This window comes from Lysinibacillus sp. RU7 (assembly GCF_057837305.1).
The window spans coordinates 1-19,765 of sequence record NZ_JBYQFK010000018.1 but is presented as its reverse complement, the minus strand read 5'-3'; the positions used below and the strand labels follow the sequence as shown (position 1 = coordinate 19,765).

The following is a 19,765-nucleotide window of genomic DNA, read 5'->3' as shown; positions in this document are numbered from 1 at the left end:
TCTCAAAAACTAACAATACACTTCTTACTATACTGTAAATGCTGCATACCCCACTCTTATCTGTCTAACTGTTGCAAAATGTGAAGTATTTTCTTTTTATGTGAATGGCCGATTAAGTGACCATATCGTAGATCTTTTGTAGCCCGCGCCTCAAACTCAGCAATCCAATCTCTTTGCCCCATCGCATTTGCTTTTGTTTCATACATATCAAAACTTGAGGAAACTGAACCTTTTGCCGCTGCCTTTATAGACGCCGTCGCTCGCTCATAATCAAATGTTAAAATAGCAACTTCCCCTAATGAAAGCTCACCAGCTTCGTATAAGGCATGAGAAATATCAACGATTTGTTCAAATGTCGCATTTCGTACGTCATATTTACTTGAAAGTTCCTCGTAAATATCGCCACTTGATTCATGCTCCTTTAAGTTTGTTGTTGCTGCAACCTCCTTAAAATCTATGTTCGTTTTTGAAGTTGATTTAGATTGATAAGATGTTGCCATACTTCCTAAAGATTCAATTCTCATTTAATCACTCCTTCGAATGGACACCTCGAATTTTAATAATGAATCGAAAAACAGTTCTATATTAACCTTATCGTACTAATATTCCATTTCTTTATATTTTTTACACATCAGCATGTACTGGCTGTCCACCCGGAAACTTTTTACTCACCTAGCGTTCTCTTTTGGTTCTTCCTTGCGTTTTCAGCCATCAGAAAAAGGTAGTTTGTGACTTTTTTATCCCGTTGTTTTTCAAACTCTGCTACACTTGCTATAAATTATTCAATGCGCTCTTGTTTAGATAAATGATTGAGTAACATAGAAAAACAAGAAACGTACTATACAAAAAATTCCTGTGAAACGTTCGGCTAAAGTACAAATAATTTTGCAAACATTTCATTCAATGTATAGCGGACGTTACTTGTTCTAATGCCACTTCATCAAGACAAGTCGTCTCTCCCCTTATTTTTTATCCTCTTTATCTCCTTGTAACTTCGCAAGAGCATTCACTATAACTTTCGGAACAGGGATACCCAGCTTACCTAAGTTTTCAACTATACTAATTCCTTCCATACCAATTATGAATAAAATCATAGCATTTCTCAGGAAGCCCTCACTGTTTGTCGCTATGTCCAATTGTACTGCTACTACGATCATTAATATCATTGCCGACTTTTTCAAAAGCCCTTTAAACGCTTTGTGGGAATCTAAATCTTTAATAGAATATGCCACCATTATACCTAAGGTAAAATCAATTGCCATTATAATTGTTAGCGACTTTACCAATTCATCAACTCCACCAATTAAATATACAATCCCTGCAGTAAAAACCCCAATAACCGATACCCAAAGTGTATTGGTCTCCATTTTCTCACCTCCCTTATTTTATAATGTAAGTATATAAAGTCCATTTCCCCCTCTTAAGCCACTACTTCTGTCTAGTATATTCAATTACTAAAACAACGGACTCCGCACATATACAGAACATATGATGTTTTTATTTATTCAATTTCTTATTTCAAAAACAGTATTTTGAGTATACATAGATTATAAATTTCATAGCTATATTTGATTTTACACACTCGTATATGAACAATCGAATAGGAGGCTAGTCATTAGTTGACTAGCCGGCCTCTCATACCACCGTACGTACGGGGCTCATATACGGCGGTTCGGTCAACTTAGCATTCGCTAATCATTTCTGTTTCATCTCATCAATTTACACTAGACCCTTCTCTATAGTCTTTTCAGTTTCACATCCCTACTCTATCCTATAGATAAGTAACTTTCGCTATTTTCTGTCCAATATGGGGGATGACTACTATTTCATTCCAGTTCATTGTTAACCGTTCAGTCCTTCGCTCCTTCTTGCTTTCACAAGTTCTCTTCACTACTATGACCTCTGCTGACTTCTTGTAATTGAGCTATATGTCTCCATCTAGGTTATATCTTCTTTCGATGCCCTCACAAGATCTCCCCAGGTAAGGTGTAATCACTTTCACTCCATTTAGCCACTTGATTTACATGACACACTTTATTTTGACAGTCTTCGAGCTTCATTTTGTTAGGTAACCTTACCCATGTGCCTTGCCTTCTATCAAGTTTCTGTTCGTTAGCTCAGAGTTTCTCCTTAAGCTTCCTTCAGATTCCACATCACCACGGACACCCTTGCCATCAGCTAACACTTCCCACTGTCGGGCGTGGATCGGACTTTCACCGACTAGTTATTACCCATGCTGAGCACACGTAAAAAGCACTTTCAATTTGATTGAAAGTGCTAATATAGTTAATATTGAATATTCTGTTTTTAAATTCAAATCCAAATCATTTGGTACTCGTCTGAGTATAGCATCGAATAAATTGATACAATACACTTGCTATCAATTAAAGGAAAGAGCTTATAATTATTTCATCCATGTACGATTAATAACAGCTGCTTGATAGCTTAATAACTGAATATCATCGTATTTTGCAATAGCATCATCCGTATGAATATTGGCATCTATAATCCCTTCATTACGCGCCTTCTTTAATAGTGCTCGAATCTCTGCTCGTCCGGTTTCATTTAAGAACACTTTCGATGTCTCCTTCTCTACAAACTTTTTTAAATTTAAATACGTTGCAAGTGCTTGAGCAATCATTCTTCCTACATTCTCTAAAATGGTTTTATCACGTAATTTCTTTATATCGATTGTGCTATCCATGAATCCACCTTCAATTAAAATGGCAGGCATTTTCGTCTCTCTGACAATATGAAAATTCTCCTCCTTAACCCCGCGATCTTTTAATCCATATGCCTTTACAAGTGCTGGATGAAGAGCTGTTGCTAATTTTCCGCTTATTGTATTTGTATTTCCAATATAAACGAACGTTTCAACACCTGTATGATTCCCCCACTGCCCTGCCAACGCATTATGATGGAAAGAAATGTAATAGTTAGCTCCCCAACTATTCGCGTTATCCGTACGTTCCTTTAACGGGACATCTCGTTCCCCTGTTGGATCGTCAAAGCGTTTACTTATGACTCCTTCATATCGTGCCAGTTCATCGGCGAATGCCCGGGCAACGATATTATTAAACGTCCATTCTCTTTCCCCATCAGGTGTACGCTTACCTGGAGTATGATATCCATGACCTGCCTCGTAACCTACTTTAATCATCCACTGATCACCTTCCTAATCATTATGTTTATTGTTGTAGTTTAACTTTTGAGCACTATCAGCAACGCTACTAGTTATTGAATAAATAATATTGACTAGTAAATTAGTATATTCATAATGGCTTTTGAAATAGCCGTTACTAGCCTATTAGCTATAGAAATATTTACATTAAAAATGCCCGCTATTGAATTAGCGAGCATGAGCATTAAATAGAGAATATCTATATCTATCATTACCTGTATTACAGCAAATCGCTAATTATACAACTTCTTAATCAAACATGTTAGTCATTTAAGTTCTATCAAAAAATAACTCAAAAACGAGATGCTACTTGTACAATGTTAGTTATGACACAAACATAAACGAAAAGGGGCATCTTTCATGAAAAAGACTACTATTTATCTTAAAAATGACTCAAAGATTTCTTTTGCAAGAAGCATTATAAGCTCAGTTACAAAAGTTTAATTTTACCAAGACCACTCATAAATATACAGTAACCCAGATTATTCACGATAAAACATAAAATCCCACAGAAAAGCGGACTTTTGTCAGCTTTTCTGTGGGATTCTCATTTTCACTTAAAAGATGAAAAAAGAATCCCTCTCTCTTAAGGTTATTGCGACTAAACAAAACCATCTCAAGAAAGAATCCTTATGACGACTACTTTATCGCAAAATACACTACATTTCAACCGTTCTATTAAATTATCGAATGTTGGCGGCGCACTTTCTTCGGATACCGATGAATTGATTTATCGTGAATTTGATGAGAAATTAAGGTTATCACAAACAATCGCCAAACATCTCCAATTGAATGATAAGCGCATCTATTATATTAATGAAAATGAACAGCTACTCCGCCAAAAAATCCACTAATTCATTGCGGGTTATCACGAGGATGACATAGCAGACCGTTTGACACATGATCCGGTTTCCATACATGTACTTGGTACATCTGCACTCGCTTCTCAACCGTCATTATCCCGGTTTTTCAAGCGATTTGACGCCCCATCACTTGACCGGCTTCAAGTAGCAAATCAGGATGTAGTTGATCGTGTTCATCGCATTCGCAAGTCTGACACACTCCTGATTCACTTGGATTCTTCCCATGCCAATACTTACGGCAGACAAGAACACGCTTCGTACAATGCCCATTAAGGTACAGTGGGGTTTCATCCACTCGTTGCCTTTGACGGTCTAACAGGTGATTTTTTTAAGACTCAGTTACGTCCCGGCAATGTCTATACATCCAATGGGGTCGTGGATTTTCTACATTCTTTAATCGAACACTACAATGAAACATTTCCCGCTACGTCGGCGCTCGTGCTTGAGAATAGCGGCTTTGCGGTACCTAGGCTGTATGAAATTTGCGAACAGGAATCGGTGTACTACATCATCCGGCTAAAATCGAACGCCAAGTTAAAGGCGCTTGCCTAAGAATATCATCCAGCCTACGAAATTCTGGATGTGTCCGTGACAGAAAGCTATGTGGAAGAATCAATCTATCAAGCGGAATCATGGTCAAAGTCTCGTCGCATTGTAATTCAATCAACACGCCCAGCTGGAGAACTATTCTTTACACATTCCTTTTTTGTAACGAATCTCGGTGATGCGTTCTCACCACAAGCCATCGTGCAGTCCTATAAACAGCGAGGTACGATGGAAAACTTCATTAAAGAAGCGAAAGATGGCTTCGGCTTTTCCCAGATGAAAATCCATGATTTTATTGTGAATGAAGCGCGCATGATGTTGTGTGTGCTGGCCTATAACTTCACGAACTGGCTGCGCACACTCAGTTTTCTAAAAAAAGCATAAAGGGATCCAAATTCAAACGATTCGTACGCGCCTGATCAAGGTGGCGATTAGATTAGTGAAGTCTGGACGTTCTTGTTATTTTAAAATGTACTCGAGTTTTGTGTACGAACACTTCTTTTGGGATGTACTGACCAAGGTGCAACAGCTTCAATTCAACTAAATCCATTTTTTTAAAATCGAACCCGTACCAAGTGAAAAGTCTGCCCAAAAATCGAATTTTTCCTTAGGCTCACTTCAACTCTTTACTCATCCGGCTATTTTTCCCTGAAGAACTAACTTTCAAATTATACATCTACTAAAATTCACAGGATTTTAGATTCCTATGAATAATTGGAGATTATTTGTTTTACTTTTTACTTAATTTACGCTGTGGTGGATATAGGTGCGCATGTTGAACTAACGCTTATCCAACACCCTTACTTTTCTATAAGATCTATAAAATGCTTTAAAAGCCTAGCTGTTAAACCCCAAATGGTATACTGCCCATAATCAAAAAACCATTCCTCCATTGCACGAGTTCTCCATTGATATTGCGCACCGTTCATAATTTTATCAAAGGGAAAGTCCGACGAAGGCGTTGGTTCAATGGCCACTGAATGCATATACGGCTCATGATTTAATAACCAGCTAACGGGCACCGTAAATACCTCTTCTACTTCTTCTTTGTTGTAACAATGAATCGTTTGATCATAATCAATCGTTGCCACAAATGGGTACACAACAAAGGAAGGAGATGCAATATAAGGACTTAATTGCCCGACAACATTCACCATGTCTGGACCAATACCTAATTCTTCTGATGTTTCTCGTACAGCAGCGGCTAGTGGAGATGCATCCGTTGCATCGATTCGACCACCTGGAAAACTAATATCTCCCGGCTGTTTTCGCATCGTCAATGAACGTACTTCAAAAAGAATATGCCACTCGCCATCCACTTGCACTAACGGAATCAAAATAGCTGAACGAAAAGCGGTCTCTTCTCCCATAAATAGGGATTGATGTTGATGTAATTGATTTTTTAATTTATCCAGGAACATAAAACTCCCCTCACCTTAAAGTTTTCTATTCTTCTTATCGTATCATTAATAGGTTAATGGATAAAGAATATCGGCATGCTGCAGTTTAGTACTTCCAATTCCTTTTGGGTGAGATTTATTATATGTGAGGAACTCTCGTTTTATTAGCTGGCTCACTTACAACGGAGAATACTTTGTAGAACTATTAAAAAACCTTATATGTAAGCGAAACAATTCAAGCAATCTCATCACGTTAAAATTTCCTTTTTTAATCTTTATAATTTGCACATATTAATACTTCCATTTGGAAAAATTAATGATGGTTGTAAATTTCAATTTAAGGAGATGGAAATGATGTCAAATATTTTATTTACTGCAAATGCAACAGCTTTTGGCGGACTAGAAGGAAAAGTACAGTCACCGGATAACATGATTAATATGAAAACTGCTCTCCCAGGAAGTCCAAGTGCAGAGAAATTAGATAATACTACAAACCCTGAGCAATTATTCGCAGCGGCCTATGCCACTTGCTTTGATAGTGCTTTACAAATTGTAGCGAATAAGGAACAGATTAAGTTCGATTCCGAGGTCACAGCTACTGTCAGCTTATCCGAAGATGACATTGGTGAAGGCTATCAACTAGCCATTCACTTACAAGTAACAGGTACCAATATCGAAAAAAGCCAATTAGAAGATTTAGTTCAAAAAGCAAGCCAAGTGTGGCCATACTCAGAAGCTAAAAGAAAAAATATGGATTTTTCATTAGAGGTACAATAGGTAACGGAGAAAGACACATCTCGACCGAAATTGGTCGAGATGATGTTGTATTTTAGTACATATCTATAAAAACCTCACTTACTTATGATACGATTGTCCACGACTAGTCTAATTGATGTTTTATATTTAATTGAAGTAGCACACCATTTCAAATAACTATTTTTCAAGAGGTGATTATGTGAACCGTCAACAAACTGAAAAATTGTGGCGTGAAGAGAAATATCGTGTGATGTTTCATAGCCAAAAGCATTACAATCAAATCAGGCAAGCGATGCGTGATCAGCAGGACCATGCACAAATTGAACAATTAATCCGCGCTGCACTACAACAAACGCCAACGGAAGGTAGCAAGCGCAATGCGTGCCAGCATATGTGGGGCTATTTCCGTAAAGTAGCTACACCCGAAGAAAAGCAAACATACGAACAACTGCTACACAGGAAGGATTTCTCAACACTTCTTTCCTTGTTACAACAATTAGCCAATCAATATAACGTCACTTATTTACGAGAAAGTACGATTTTACAGCGCGAAGGACAATAAAACATATTCTATATTCTTTTATGTACTAGCGTCTGTTATTCTAATCCTCTCGAAGACTATAAGTTAGATCGTATAACTTTAGGAGAACGAACATGAACCAAAACAAGAACAACACAGAAGTCATCTACCTTTCTGACCCATCTGAATGCTTAAAACATCCCTTTTATCATAAACAAATCGTCTTTACAGGGGCTCTTTCCACGATGACACGTTCAGAAGCGGCGAAAAAAGTGCGCGCTTGTGGCGGGATTGTACAAGGGGCTGTTACAAAGGAAACCGATTTCGTAATTCTTGGCAAGCAACGCCGTAGCATCAGTACAAAACAAGTAAAAGCAGAACAATTCATTCACCTTGGTTTAGACATTCAAATGATTACTGAGGATGATTTTATATGGCTTATTTCTATGTAAACAATACATATACCACTCTCTTCCTAAAACCCATCTCATCAAAAAGGTATGCAAAACAACATTGTTCACATACCTTTTCGCATATTTCATTTTGGAAAACTAGGACAACCGTTTAGAAGTTAATACGGAGAATATTTAGACGAAACGGATTCTTTTGTTGAAGCAAAAAAATTTAACCTATGTCTCTCCTTTCAACATCCCGTACATATCACGCTATATCAAAAACGACCTAAGTCCTTTAGTATCCATGCTACCGTCTATGCGAGTTGATTGCGCAAACACCATTCAAAACCTGGAAGTAACGACGTCGAAGCGGCATTGATATTGCACTAAACAGGAACATTTCAACTATGCTTTATAATTTAAACTTATCAACTTTATGTTTAAGAACCTCTGAAATTTCTTCGACTTTATGCATATTTTCGACAATGTGACTAATTACAGTTGATTGATCTTTTGAAGCTATGGCGACTTCCTCTGTCACCGCTGTATTTTCTTCAATAACAGCTGAGATGGTTTCTAAAGCTTCCAAAACTTTTTGAGAATTTTCTTGAAGATTATTAAACACGCCTTCCACCTGATTCGTATCCTTTTGCGTTTGCCCTACCATATTAACAATCACATTTAAAGCTTCGTCACCTTGATTAATCAGTTGCTCTTGCTTTTGAACAGCATTCAAGTTTTGTTGCATCTTTACTACTGTCGCATTCGTCTCTTTTTGAATAGCTTCTATCAAATCAACAATTCTATTTGCTGCCGATTGAGATTGCTCAGCAAGCTTCCGAACTTCATCCGCCACAACGGCAAACCCTTTTCCATTTTCCCCTGCTCTTGCCGCTTCAATTGCCGCATTTAAAGCAAGTAAATTGGTTTGATTCGCTATATCAGAAATGACATGAATAATTTCTCCTACCTCATCAGAACGCTTGGCTAAACTTTGAACCGTTTCAGTCGCAGATTCAACAGTTTGTATTAACTCATGGAGCTGAACTGTGGCCTCGCGCATTGATGCCTTGCCTTTTTCTGCTGTATCCGTTGAAATTTTAGCATGTTCAACAGTTCTTTTTACTTGAGCAACACCTTCATGTAGAAAATTCATCATATTTGACATCATTTCTAAAATAATATTCACTTCTTCGGATTGCTTTTCTATTCCTGCGGCAGTTTCATCCATCGATTGTGTAATATTCATCGAAGCTTCTTTAGTTGTTTTCACAAATGTACTAAGCTCTTGTGTAGTGCTATTCATTGTCATCGTTGTCGAATTAATATCTGCAATAATCTCTCTCAAATCGACAACCATTTTTTCAAACGAACGTGATAACGCACTGATTTCATCCTTACCTTCCGTTTTTACCTGTATTTTTAGGTCTCCTTCGGAAATTTTCTTTGCTTGTTTTGTTAAGCTTTCTAACGGTTTCGTTAATATTTTTGAAAAAACAAAAATAATAATTGTACTAATAATCAAAAAAACACTTATAAGTAGTACCATTTTCAGCTTATTCTTTTTCTCCAAATTGAAAATATCTGTTGCATTGTAATCCACACCGATTACACTAGTAACTTCTCCTGACTTATCCTTAATAGGTATGTAGATTGAAAGCAAATCTCCGTATTTATCAGTGGTTAATTCTGGTTCACTTGTTTGACCTGTCTCAAAAGCTTGCACCATTTTGTCATACTCTGCACCATTCTCTTCAACATCGCCTATAGCAACATCGTCCCCTCCTACAACATAAAAATATTCATATCCATTATCTTTTTTCTCTCTACTCATGGTATAAAGATATTCCAACCCATTTGCTACTCTTATTTCTTCAAACGTCTCTAGTAATTGTTTGTAATAATCGTTTTCTTTTTGGTCTTTTTGAATCTCACTATGTTTTTCGACATCCACTTGACTAAGAGTATATTCACCTATTTTAGTCGCTTGCTCACTAATAGATTGAACCACTAGTTTAGAAGAGGACTGCATCATAAAAAAGCCTATAGAACCTCCCATTAGTAAAATTAACGCAGAAAATACGACTACCATTCTCATTTTTAAGCTATTCATGCTTTTACCTCTTATTCATTTGTAATCAATCTATTATTGTAAATTCAAAAATTTTTATCTAAAATGCTACATATTTAAAAATACATTGTATGAACCGTCTACATACTCTCTATCTTCCTTTTCTGCGTAATTAATTTTTTTCCCTTGTTACGATTAGATGTCTGAAAATTCATGAGCGTTTCTTAATAGTAAACCTAGCTATCTTTGCATCAATAAAAACTATAGGCGGATCGCTATAAGTTAAATATTAGACTTGAGTAATACATAACAAGCTACTTTCCTTAAAGGTTTATCATAGTGTTTCAACATAAGACTCACATTGTAGACAAAACAGATTATTTCACCAAAGATCTACCTTATTATTCCTTTTAAACCGACAGGCAAGTAATACGAAAGATTATTCGTAATCCTCTCCCCAACTCGGTACCCAATAGCTGAGGCTTTTCCGTTTAACAGAAAGCTTCCTAACAGCAAGTTACCTGCCTGCTTTCCTTTCTCACTGTTAAACGAAATGGTAGGATGCTCGATGTATTGCTGATAGACAGGGGTATACGCCGAATAAGACCTTTGACGATCCGCATGCATTAACTGACCAGCTTGATCAAATATTTCTACTGTGTCTCCCTCTCTCCCAAAGGCAGGCTTTTTCACATAAGACATTCCCTTTTGTAAAAAAACAGCCGCTTCAAGATATGTGGGAAGGAAATAGGCATCAATCCACTGATGCTCTTGCTCCGTAAAAAATGGATGCTGCTCTTCATGTAATCCCCAAATAACAGCCTGCACCACTTTATTTTGTAATAAAAAAGAGGAAGGTGGGTTGATAATAGCAAGTTTTTTCTGTTCAACTAGCTCTAATAACCATAAACCAATTGGATTTCCGGCATGATCTTCATCCAGTATCAAATTTTCGATTGGGAATGTTTGTCGGTACAAAATGTCTATCTTCTTCCCCTCTTCATCAAAAAGCCCTACGCCTTTTTGAATATGTAGCTGATGAAGAGGTGTAAACTTAGCGGATGGTACACTCTGTTGAAGATACAACACCGTCTCATAATCCTCGGTATGATCCTCGTGCGCCGTAAAGACGATATGAGGAGAGTGCTTATTCGTGCTACCGTATACGCTGTCATGAACGGTTTTTCTTAAAAGCGGCTCCATCCCTTCGTTTGGATTTTCCACGCCAAATTCGTTACATATCATTCCATTGATCGAAAATAGCTCTTTAATAAATGTCGGTGTATCTGCATTTATTTCAATACACTTATAGCTACCCCCATATGGGATCAGGTCAAGTCGGGAAATTACACTCTCGACCGGAAGCGTTTTTAGCCTAATAAAGGAAAGGGTTTCTTTTGGAAAGCCCATGTCAAGTAGGGTTTCATCAGTCACCTTTCGAAGTAAAGACCCCATTTTAAAAAATATAGCACCAACTCGTTCACTGACCAGACGGATATGAGCAACCTCAGCTTCAGTCAAAAGCGCCATATCATAAAGTGCATATTCCTCTCCGTAAAGATTTGCCCAAAAGCCTTCTATTTTCTCATAAAATCGCTGTCTCTTTGTATGATACATTTGTTCCGTCAAACCTCTTCTAAATCCTTCACATATATGACATATACGCCGCGGTCTTCATCAATTTCTGTAGAGGTAACAAGCTTTTGCCCGATGCCTGGCACATCTACAACATCCTTTAACAGAAAGCGAAACGCTTCGAAATGAGAGTTGCAAGGAATACGAGAAAATAACCGATAATTTTCTCGCTCATTCGGGCTGCGAAACTCAATATGTATCCCTTCACCTCGAAAGCTTCTTTCATCTTCCCCTGACAAATTTCTTCCTAGCTCTTTCACTACTAAAATCTCTTGATCCCCATCCATCTCATTCGCCGTTAGCTCATATTGGGTTCCTTTCATAATAAAATATGTACATAGCTGTCTTGCGTAACATTCATCCACGCCTACATTTGGAATCATATATTCATAGAAAGGCTCATAGTGCCCATTGCCTTTATCGATATAGTAAATTAATTGTTTCAATGACTTTCCCACCTCAAGTTAGTACGATAAACATTTCGCTAAAACCCAACCAACCGCTAATGATAACGATAATAGCATCGTCCCTACTGCTCGATTATCTTCTTCAATCGCTTTTTGAATACTAAAACGAATCGTAATCACTTCTGCTAGAATAAACACAATGATTTGAGAAACAATCCCGATGACACCCCAGATTGCCATATCCACTAGTGATACGGAATATTCAGCAGCGGCTCCTAAAACAAGCGCTAACCCCATCACTTTTCCACCTAGCAGCATAGCCGCTGATACATTTTTCTCAGCGATCAGCTTAAATTCCTTAATCTTTGGCGTGCTAATGGTAAATAATGCAACTCCCACAACAAGCAGAAGCAAGGCAACTCCTAAATACGCTAAAAAATTAATATATAAATTCACATAAATCCTCCCTTTTCACTTTCAACTTTTATCCACCATAGCTTTTAGAGCCACTACCAAACCCTGAGCTTGACTGGGTCCCCCCTTTAAATGAGGCACTATTTTTATATTTTTCATAGTCACTACTTATTAATAATGAATTTTTATCCTTATAATAACGGCCACCATAGTAGTAATGACCGCGGTAAGTTGAATCATCATCACATACCCACACACCTTGCTCGTCGTCCCAATCCCAATCGTCACAATTCCCATCAGTCGGTTGAGGCGGGAGATCGACGCTTGATGAATCGCACCCCGCAAGACCAATTGTCAGTGCAGTCGTTGTTACGCCTAGCATTATTTTTCGTGTTTTCTCCACTATTTCACCTCCTTCCTCTATTCACATCATACTATTACGAACTAACGGTAAAAAAGATTCAGAAATATCATTTTTAGGAAATTAAAATTTCAAAGATAGTCCCTGTTATATATAAGTTCATTTTAATATTCCAGCATAACGATTGACTTTAAAAATCGACCTGCATCTTGCAGGATTTTGACCAGATACAGGGATTTTTTGCTCGGATACCATAACTTTTTGACCGTTTACCGCCGGCTTTTGCTCGGATATCGTAAATTAACATAGCATAGTAGATTCCATCCTTCATGCACAATAACGCAACATTGCACAAGTGAATTGTTTATGACAAACCACTTGTGCAATGCTTATTTTATGCATCTATTCATTCCAAAATCCTGCTTGCTCCAACTTCTTTTTCCCTTTGAATGCAACGAATACACATCCGATATTAATAATTAGCATAAGGACAATGGCATATAAAACTAAGCTATAACTTCCGGTAATATCAAAGACATAGCCATATGCTGGCAATGCAACGACCGACGAGATGGCTAGTCCTATGGAAGCATTGGCATAAATTTGACTGTATTCTTTATTGCCAAACAAGCTTGTCGTCAGGGCTGGCCCCAATGTTCCAATAGAGGAAGAGATAAACCCGAAAAGCCCAACAGCTACCATGATAATCGTTGAGCTAGAAGCAAGGAACAATAACAAGCTGACCGCTACTAATCCGACAATCATCGTGAACATTGTTGTATTTTTCGACCCAATTTTATCACTTAAAAAGCCAATAATGAGTGCCCCAATGAGCACGCCAATCATATAGCCACTCATTACCTTCCCTGCAAATGTTACATCAAATCCTTTGTTCATTAAAAACGTGGGGATATGCACTGAAAAGCTTGCGATTGAGGTAACTAAAAAGAAAAAGAGTACTAATGCATAAAAAGCCGAGGATTTCTTCGCTACAGCCATCGTGACACCTTTATTACTTGCCTCGCTAGCACTCGTATCGCCCGTGTTTTTTGCTTCCTCTATCCCATATGGCAGTAGCCCCTTATCTTTCGGGGATTTTCTGATAAGAAGGAATACGACAGGGACAACGATTAAAATAATCGCGATACCCACAATGACATAGGATGCTCTCCAGCCTTGATTGGCAATCAAATTCCCCACGATTGGCTGTGCCACTGCTCCAAGTGCCCCGCCTGCAGCACTTAAAATGCCGAGCGCCAGTCCATTGCTCTTTTTAAACCATTGATTAATTAAAACAGGACCTGCAATGACGGTAATGACCACTCCACCAACTGCCAGTGGAATAGCTAACACATACCAGCCCCAAACCGAGTTCATCAAACCGAATAAGGCGAATGCGCCAGCTTGCAAAATAATAGCAATTACTAGTAGTAAACGCGTATTATATTTCATCATTAATTTTCCAGCTATCGGTAAAATGATAATCGTCACAATGGCTGATATACTAAAATATAGCGATAAACTTCCGATACCTACACCAAGATCTTTTGTAACAGGTGTTAAAAAAAGCCCTGCGGAATTATTTAGACCACCTTTTCCTAACCCGACAATAATACATAGTCCTACTAAAACCCACCAGGCATAGTGAACATTCGTTTTATTTTGACTCATGAGGGCTCTCCTATTTGCTTTATATTTTGCATGAAACTTAGTTATGTGCCTTCCTCATCCATTCGTTAAAATCTGAAATACTCGGATTGGCAATATAATGGCCGCCTTCTACTTGGATTGTCTGTCCCGTGATGAACTTAGACTCATCCGAAGCTAAAAATAAAACGGTATAGCCTATATCATCTGGTTCCCCATGATACGGTAACGCATTGTATTTCGCGAAAATATCCAACACCTCAGGCGCCATATTTCGTTCGGCAGCAGGTGTTAAAATTAACCCCGGCGCTACTGCATTACATCGAATATGATCTTTTCCGTATTGCGTAGCGATATACTTTGTCAGATTGATGACCGCTGCTTTCGATGCTCCGTATGCAGCACGAACAGCATCACCGGTAAATCCAGCCATCGATGCCGTATTAATAATCGAGCCGCCACCAGCTTTTATCATGTGCGGTATAGCAAACCGACTGCCAAGCAACACACTCTTTAAATTCACATTCATGAGCCGGTCCCATTCATCTAAATCTAGATTCACAACATCTAAATCTTTCTGAAGATTTGTTAGTCCTACGTTGTTAAATAACACCGTTATGTGACCAAAATATTCAACGGTATAGTCAATCGCTTCCTTAATGGACTTTTCATCTCCCGCATCAAGAAATATCCCAACAGCCTCTCCACCTTGGGCTTTTATACTTTCTGCCGCTTCCTTCGCGCCATCCATATTAAAATCCGCGATGACTACTTTTGCGCCTTCTTTCGCTAATAATAGCGCGGTCGATAATCCTATACCTGACGCTCCACCTGTTATAAGTGCAACCTTATCTTGTACTCTTCCCATTGCTCTAAAACTCCTTTCAAAAATAAACCTCTATATAATTTACCCAATTTTTTTAAACATCCACGGAATTTGTGATTCCAATATTTTCTTATTAGTTGATGAATATACATCGCGTATTGATTTACCTTTTATGACAAGCGAGTGTATTGGAATATCTTGATTTTTGCTACAACTAACTCGCTTTCGCTTTTCCTACAGGAGTTAGGTCGTCTTTGACTAATCATTCCACTAAAATATCAAACTGATTATTCTAATGATGAAATAAATGAAGTTCACTAACAAGACAGCTTTTATTATTTATTTGACAGGAAGCAGTTCAAAGTAATTGAAAATGAATTTTGAGACACCCTCTTATCTGTTGTATAATATTTACATATGATACTTTAGGGGATGATTTCATGGACATGATTGAAACTATTTTGTACTCAAAATCACCAAGTAATCACGATATGAAATTAATTGATTGTGATTGGAACGACGACTATGGATTATTATTAGTATTCAAAACGAACAGCAAACTTATAGTAAAAATAGGCGACACTCAAATAACTCTTAATCACGTTAATATCAATTGTAATTATCCATTCATTAGATGGATTGACTATAATCATTTTCTAATTGCTGATGCACGTAATAATAGTAAACGAGACAATCTATACATTTTAAATACTGATGGTAAAATTCAGAACTCCTTTTACTGTGGAGATGCTATTGAAGATATAGTGACCAGCAAAGAAGGGATTTGGATTAGTTATTTTGACGAAGGTGTATTTGGAAGTGGCATTTCAATTGAAGGACTTGTACTTTTTTCATATAGTGGTACGCCCACGTTTAGATATCATAGCGACTTATTACATAGACCATCCATCGCTGACTGTTATGCTATCTGCAAAGGAAAGTCTTCTTCATTATGGCTTTTTCCTTATAGAGATTTCCCTTTACTGTGCGTAAACCCAACTAAAAAAACGATAGCATCTTATAAAGTACCTAAAATCTTATATGGCTCACATGCTCTTTGTGTAAGAGGAAAATTTGCATACTTTTTTAATAGATACAACGAGCTATATTGCTGGAAGATCGGTAGTAGCCGCCCTCAACTGATAGGTAAAAACAAAGGTAGCATTAGAGGATTAAATACAAGACAATCCAATCATTTTATCTCAATACATGAGGACAATGTAAAAGTCTATAGAATTATAAATCCGAAAGAATATGAGGAACAAACTGGTTAATTATCGATACATTCACTTAAATAAAAATCTCCCTTTTGAATCGCTTATGTTAGCTAGTGGGATTTGTTCTAAATGACGCAAAGCACCCCTATACTGTTTTAATGTTTATATGTGGAAGGACCTAATATGGATAAAAGAACAGGAGGTACTCGATGCAAGACAAAATTGTAATTATTACAGGCGCAAATTCTGGTATTGGTAAAGCAGCTGCTCTTAAATTTGCAACAGAAGGATATCGTGTCATTATGGCTTGCCGCAATCTGAACATTAGTACAGTGGTCCAACACGATATTATGGAAACGACTAAAAATACGAATGTAGATTTGATGGAACTGGATGTTTCTTCTTTTGATTCGATCCGTACATTTTGTGCTGCTTTTAAAGCGAAATACCCGAGGTTGGACATCCTGATCCATAACGCCGCATACTTAAATCACGGCGAAAAAGAATATAAACTTAGTCCCGAGCGTATCGAATTGTCTTTTGCGACGAATACATTCGGCCCTTTTTTCATGACTCGCTTATTAGCAGATTATCTAGCAAAATCACCAGACCCAAGAATTCTCCATGCTTGTACGACAAATATTAAAAACTTCTTTGACCCAAAAAGAAAAATTGAGTTCGACAATTTGCGTGGCGAGTATAGAGGCAAGCGGGCTTATAGTACGTATAAGATGTACGGAGACTCGAAAATGGCGTTATTAATGCTAACCTTTAAACTGGCAGAAGAATATAAACACATGGGGATTAAAGTGAATGCCATTCAAATTAACCGTGTCAAACTATCAAAAGAAACGATAGAAAAAATGCATTCCGTTTGGAAAGTATTTGCCCATTTACAAAACCTCACGAACCCTTTACCAGCAGGCATGGCGGATAACTATTTTCATATTTGTACCTCAGATGAATTTAAAGATCTAACCGGCCAACTGATCAATCATAAAAGAGAAATTGTAAAACCAGCCACATCCGAAAAAGGCTTGACACAATTGAAAAATATATTCGGTTCAACTAGTTATCCTAGTTATGCCATCAATCCTCAAAACGTTGAACAAATATGGAAGTTAAGCATAGCCCTCACGGAAAACTAAGATGTTAATTTTTATATAAAAAAGCCCGAGTGATTTGAATACTCACTCGGACTCTATTTATAGAAAGATTATTTTTGTGCCTGACGCATTAATTCTTGGAAGTCAGGGGCACTTGGATTGGCAATATAATGGCCACCTTCAACTTGAATTGTTTGGCCAGTGATGAACTTAGACTCATCGGAGGCTAGGAATACTGCTGTATAGCCGATATCATCTGCTTCACCATGGTATGGTAACGCATTGTACTTCGCGAAAATATCTAATACTTGTTGACTCATGTTGCGCTTTGCAGCTGGTGTTAAAATTAAACCAGGTGCAATCGCATTACAGCGGATTTTGTCTTTCCCGTATTGAGCCGCGATGTATTTCGTTAAGTTCACTACAGCCGCCTTTGAAGCGCCGTAAGCAGAACGTACAACGTCGCCTGTGAATCCAGCCATCGATGCTGTATTAATAATTGAACCGCCGCCAGCTTTCGCCATATGCGGGATGGCATAGCGACTACCAACTAATACACTCTTTAAGTTGACATTCATTAGTCGGTCCCACTCTTCTAAATCCAGATTTACTACATCTAAATCTTTCTGAAGATTCGTTAAACCAACATTGTTAAATAGAACTGTAATTGTACCAAAATGTTCTACTGTATTTTCGATTGCTTCTTTAATTGAATTTTCATTCCCTGCATCAAGGAACATACCGATAGCCTCTCCGCCTTGCGCGTTAATTTGTTCAGCTACCTCCTTCGCTCCTTCTACATTGAAATCAGCAACGACTACTTTTGCGCCCTCTTTTGCCAATAATGTTGCTGCAGATAATCCAATACCTGAAGCCCCTCCTGTTACTAATGCTACTTTACCTTGTACTCTTCCCATTGATAAGCACTCCTTTCTTGTGATGTATAAACATCCATTCAAATTTTAGTTTCATTACCCCGATCAACTGATGCCATTTCTATGGGAATTAGATCTGTGCTCTGAAATGGGCATCATTTTTGGGCATCCTCTCTTCGGAATTTTGCATAAATCATCAAACAGGATCAATCAACTTTTAGAAAGACCTGCGCCATCCACCTTAAATAATGGATGGTATATTAACCAATTCAAAAATGATAGGACCGAATCGACTCACCCTTAAAAACAACAGGACATTCTGAATAATTTCCCTAACATAGGATAAACGGATACAGAAATACTTATGGTGTCTGATACGAAGGAATATCTGATCTGTCTAGTTCGTCTCTTTTTACAACTGGCAATAGCTCCCTGATGATTTATGTGGATCATCCCTACTATTTACAGAGGAACTGCAAAAGCATAAAGTTTCATTTCCATCATATTATTAATAACTTCGAACAACTCCATCTAAAATTATTAATACGTAATGAGAAACTCAAACTTACAAAAAGCAATTATACTACATTTGTAGTTTAATTGTATTGTTAGAAACTCAAAATATCAGGATAACGAAATTATTTAATATTTTTAGCTTGCGCAAAATTTCATACAATTTGTTATTCAGTGGACAATCTTGTTAGCACTGGGGATTTTTGACCGGATGCAGCGACTTTTTGCTCGGATACCGTAGCTTTTTGACCGGATACTCCTGGCTTTTGCTCGGATAAGGCAAGGTTTTGCTCGGACCAGGTTGTTTTGACCGGATACGGCGACTTTTTGCTCGGATACCGTAGCTTTTTGACCGGATACCCCGGGCTTTTGCTCGGATAAGGTAAGGTTTTGCTCGGACCAGGTTGTTTTGACCGGATACGGCGATTTTTTGCTCAGATACCGTAGCTTTTTGACCGGATACTCCTGGCTTTTGCCCGCATACCGTAGTGTTTTGCTCGGACCAGGTTGTTTTGACCGGATACGGCGATTTTTTGCTCGGATACCGTAGCTTTTTGACCGGATACCCCGGGCTTTTGCTCGGATACGATAAGGTTTTGCTCGTACCAGGTTATTTTGACCGGATACAGCAACTTTTTAATTAGCAGGGGTAAAAATATTTGATTTTCCTTTATTGTAGGTAGTTGGGAAGCACAGAGGTTACGATATGGACGCTACGAATATCGTCAGTTTTAAGTTGATTTATATATACAATGGTAAAAAATCAGATGACAACTGAGTGCAACGAAAAATAAAACGCGAATGCTACAATTTACTAGCATTCGCATTTGTTTATCTTTATGGGTTCTTCTCTTCCCTCATAAGAGAGCTAGTTACTCGAACTCTTGATTGTCCGGAAACTGTACATGAGGGCATCGTTTTCTTAACTCAGCGATAAACTTCATTTTATCTTTTGCTGACACTCCCACCCATGAATGAGTGGGGTTCTAAAGTACAAAAGATGTCTTCTTTACTCTCCCATCAACCGATGAA

General features: G+C 37.8%; 17 protein-coding genes and 1 pseudogene. 6 read left to right on the top strand and 12 right to left on the bottom strand.

Annotated features, from left to right (window positions below; all coding sequences use genetic code 11):
* Positions 1 to 56: 56 nt before the first annotated feature.
* From AC3II9_RS13685 to AC3II9_RS13675, 3 genes are all read right to left on the bottom strand, one after another.
* Positions 57 to 524 carry a hypothetical protein gene (locus AC3II9_RS13685; RefSeq protein WP_489156272.1) on the bottom strand — a complete coding sequence of 156 codons (468 nt, stop codon included), beginning with the start codon at positions 522 to 524 and terminating at the stop codon, positions 57 to 59.
* Between the two features lie 438 nt (positions 525 to 962).
* Positions 963 to 1,367: a phage holin family protein gene (locus AC3II9_RS13680; RefSeq protein ID WP_489156270.1), complete on the bottom strand. Its 405-nt coding sequence runs from the start codon at positions 1,365 to 1,367 to the stop codon at positions 963 to 965.
* A gap of 1,037 nt (positions 1,368 to 2,404) precedes the next feature.
* Positions 2,405 to 3,160: an N-acetylmuramoyl-L-alanine amidase family protein gene (locus tag AC3II9_RS13675; protein WP_489156268.1), complete on the bottom strand. Its 756-nt coding sequence runs from the start codon at positions 3,158 to 3,160 to the stop codon at positions 2,405 to 2,407.
* A 653-nt stretch (positions 3,161 to 3,813) separates the two neighbouring features.
* Here AC3II9_RS13675 and AC3II9_RS13670 point away from each other — a divergent pair.
* A pseudogene (locus tag AC3II9_RS13670) lies at positions 3,814 to 5,134 on the top strand (IS1380 family transposase).
* Positions 5,135 to 5,390: 256 nt separating this feature from the next.
* Here the strand turns inward: AC3II9_RS13670 and AC3II9_RS13665 are convergent.
* On the bottom strand, positions 5,391 to 6,011 hold the full coding sequence (locus tag AC3II9_RS13665; RefSeq protein WP_489156267.1) for an NUDIX hydrolase: 621 nt from the start codon (positions 6,009 to 6,011) through the stop codon (positions 5,391 to 5,393).
* Positions 6,012 to 6,344: 333 nt separating this feature from the next.
* On the opposite strand from AC3II9_RS13665, the gene AC3II9_RS13660 reads away from it, so the two are divergent.
* The 3 genes from AC3II9_RS13660 (at position 6,345) to AC3II9_RS13650 (ending at position 7,718) form a co-directional block, all read left to right on the top strand.
* Positions 6,345 to 6,767: an Ohr family peroxiredoxin gene (locus AC3II9_RS13660; protein ID WP_489156265.1), complete on the top strand. Its 423-nt coding sequence runs from the start codon at positions 6,345 to 6,347 to the stop codon at positions 6,765 to 6,767.
* A 178-nt stretch (positions 6,768 to 6,945) separates the two neighbouring features.
* On the top strand, positions 6,946 to 7,308 hold the full coding sequence (locus tag AC3II9_RS13655) for a DUF1722 domain-containing protein (protein ID WP_489156264.1): 363 nt from the start codon (positions 6,946 to 6,948) through the stop codon (positions 7,306 to 7,308).
* 92 nt (positions 7,309 to 7,400) lie between these two features.
* Positions 7,401 to 7,718 carry a BRCT domain-containing protein gene (locus tag AC3II9_RS13650; RefSeq protein WP_489156262.1) on the top strand — a complete coding sequence of 106 codons (318 nt, stop codon included), beginning with the start codon at positions 7,401 to 7,403 and terminating at the stop codon, positions 7,716 to 7,718.
* Between the two features lie 355 nt (positions 7,719 to 8,073).
* Here AC3II9_RS13650 and AC3II9_RS13645 read toward each other — a convergent pair whose 3' ends face one another.
* The 7 genes from AC3II9_RS13645 to AC3II9_RS13615 all read right to left on the bottom strand — a co-directional run bounded on the left by AC3II9_RS13645 (position 8,074) and on the right by AC3II9_RS13615 (position 15,064).
* The gene (locus AC3II9_RS13645; RefSeq protein WP_489156260.1) at positions 8,074 to 9,774 is read right to left on the bottom strand and encodes a methyl-accepting chemotaxis protein; all 1,701 of its coding nucleotides are present in this window, start codon (positions 9,772 to 9,774) and stop codon (positions 8,074 to 8,076) included.
* Between the two features lie 351 nt (positions 9,775 to 10,125).
* Positions 10,126 to 11,349 (bottom strand): glutathionylspermidine synthase family protein, encoded by a 1,224-nt coding sequence (locus AC3II9_RS13640; protein ID WP_489156380.1) that lies wholly within the window; start codon positions 11,347 to 11,349, stop codon positions 10,126 to 10,128.
* A gap of 8 nt (positions 11,350 to 11,357) precedes the next feature.
* The gene (locus AC3II9_RS13635) at positions 11,358 to 11,813 is read right to left on the bottom strand and encodes an RNA helicase (RefSeq protein ID WP_489156258.1); all 456 of its coding nucleotides are present in this window, start codon (positions 11,811 to 11,813) and stop codon (positions 11,358 to 11,360) included.
* Between the two features lie 18 nt (positions 11,814 to 11,831).
* Entirely contained in the window at positions 11,832 to 12,230 is a 399-nt protein-coding gene (locus AC3II9_RS13630; protein ID WP_489156256.1) for a DUF350 domain-containing protein, read from the bottom strand.
* 28 nt (positions 12,231 to 12,258) lie between these two features.
* Complete coding sequence (locus AC3II9_RS13625; protein WP_489156254.1) at positions 12,259 to 12,591, bottom strand: aminotransferase yhxA; 333 nt, start codon at positions 12,589 to 12,591, stop codon at positions 12,259 to 12,261.
* Positions 12,592 to 12,951: 360 nt separating this feature from the next.
* On the bottom strand, positions 12,952 to 14,220 hold the full coding sequence (locus AC3II9_RS13620; protein WP_489156253.1) for an MFS transporter: 1,269 nt from the start codon (positions 14,218 to 14,220) through the stop codon (positions 12,952 to 12,954).
* Between the two features lie 37 nt (positions 14,221 to 14,257).
* Complete coding sequence (locus tag AC3II9_RS13615) at positions 14,258 to 15,064, bottom strand: SDR family NAD(P)-dependent oxidoreductase (RefSeq protein ID WP_489156252.1); 807 nt, start codon at positions 15,062 to 15,064, stop codon at positions 14,258 to 14,260.
* A gap of 398 nt (positions 15,065 to 15,462) precedes the next feature.
* On the opposite strand from AC3II9_RS13615, the gene AC3II9_RS13610 reads away from it, so the two are divergent.
* Positions 15,463 to 16,296, top strand: a complete 834-nt coding sequence (locus AC3II9_RS13610; protein WP_489156251.1) for a TetR family transcriptional regulator — start codon at positions 15,463 to 15,465, stop codon at positions 16,294 to 16,296.
* A 152-nt stretch (positions 16,297 to 16,448) separates the two neighbouring features.
* Positions 16,449 to 17,387 carry an SDR family NAD(P)-dependent oxidoreductase gene (locus AC3II9_RS13605; RefSeq protein WP_489156249.1) on the top strand — a complete coding sequence of 313 codons (939 nt, stop codon included), beginning with the start codon at positions 16,449 to 16,451 and terminating at the stop codon, positions 17,385 to 17,387.
* A 68-nt stretch (positions 17,388 to 17,455) separates the two neighbouring features.
* Here the strand turns inward: AC3II9_RS13605 and AC3II9_RS13600 are convergent, their stop codons facing one another.
* A complete protein-coding gene (locus tag AC3II9_RS13600; protein ID WP_489156247.1) occupies positions 17,456 to 18,262 on the bottom strand; it encodes an SDR family NAD(P)-dependent oxidoreductase in 807 nt (268 codons plus the stop codon).
* Positions 18,263 to 19,765 lie beyond the last annotated feature (1,503 nt).

Bases quoted from the DNA above. Each gene is read 5' to 3' on its own strand.
- AC3II9_RS13680 (WP_489156270.1), bottom strand. From the start codon at position 1,367: ATGGAGACCAATACACTTTGGGTATCGGTTATTGGGGTTTTTACTGCA.
- AC3II9_RS13610 (WP_489156251.1), top strand. From the start codon at position 15,463: ATGGACATGATTGAAACTATTTTGTACTCAAAATCACCAAGTAATCAC.
- AC3II9_RS13665 (WP_489156267.1), bottom strand. From the start codon at position 6,011: ATGTTCCTGGATAAATTAAAAAATCAATTACATCAACATCAATCCCTA.
- AC3II9_RS13605 (WP_489156249.1), top strand. From the start codon at position 16,449: ATGCAAGACAAAATTGTAATTATTACAGGCGCAAATTCTGGTATTGGT.
- AC3II9_RS13685 (WP_489156272.1), bottom strand. From the start codon at position 524: ATGAGAATTGAATCTTTAGGAAGTATGGCAACATCTTATCAATCTAAA.
- AC3II9_RS13660 (WP_489156265.1), top strand. From the start codon at position 6,345: ATGTCAAATATTTTATTTACTGCAAATGCAACAGCTTTTGGCGGACTA.
- AC3II9_RS13600 (WP_489156247.1), bottom strand. From the start codon at position 18,262: ATGGGAAGAGTACAAGGTAAAGTAGCATTAGTAACAGGAGGGGCTTCA.
- AC3II9_RS13640 (WP_489156380.1), bottom strand. From the start codon at position 11,349: ATGTATCATACAAAGAGACAGCGATTTTATGAGAAAATAGAAGGCTTT.
- AC3II9_RS13650 (WP_489156262.1), top strand. From the start codon at position 7,401: ATGAACCAAAACAAGAACAACACAGAAGTCATCTACCTTTCTGACCCA.
- AC3II9_RS13615 (WP_489156252.1), bottom strand. From the start codon at position 15,064: ATGGGAAGAGTACAAGATAAGGTTGCACTTATAACAGGTGGAGCGTCA.
- AC3II9_RS13645 (WP_489156260.1), bottom strand. From the start codon at position 9,774: ATGAATAGCTTAAAAATGAGAATGGTAGTCGTATTTTCTGCGTTAATT.
- AC3II9_RS13675 (WP_489156268.1), bottom strand. From the start codon at position 3,160: ATGATTAAAGTAGGTTACGAGGCAGGTCATGGATATCATACTCCAGGT.
- AC3II9_RS13620 (WP_489156253.1), bottom strand. From the start codon at position 14,220: ATGAGTCAAAATAAAACGAATGTTCACTATGCCTGGTGGGTTTTAGTA.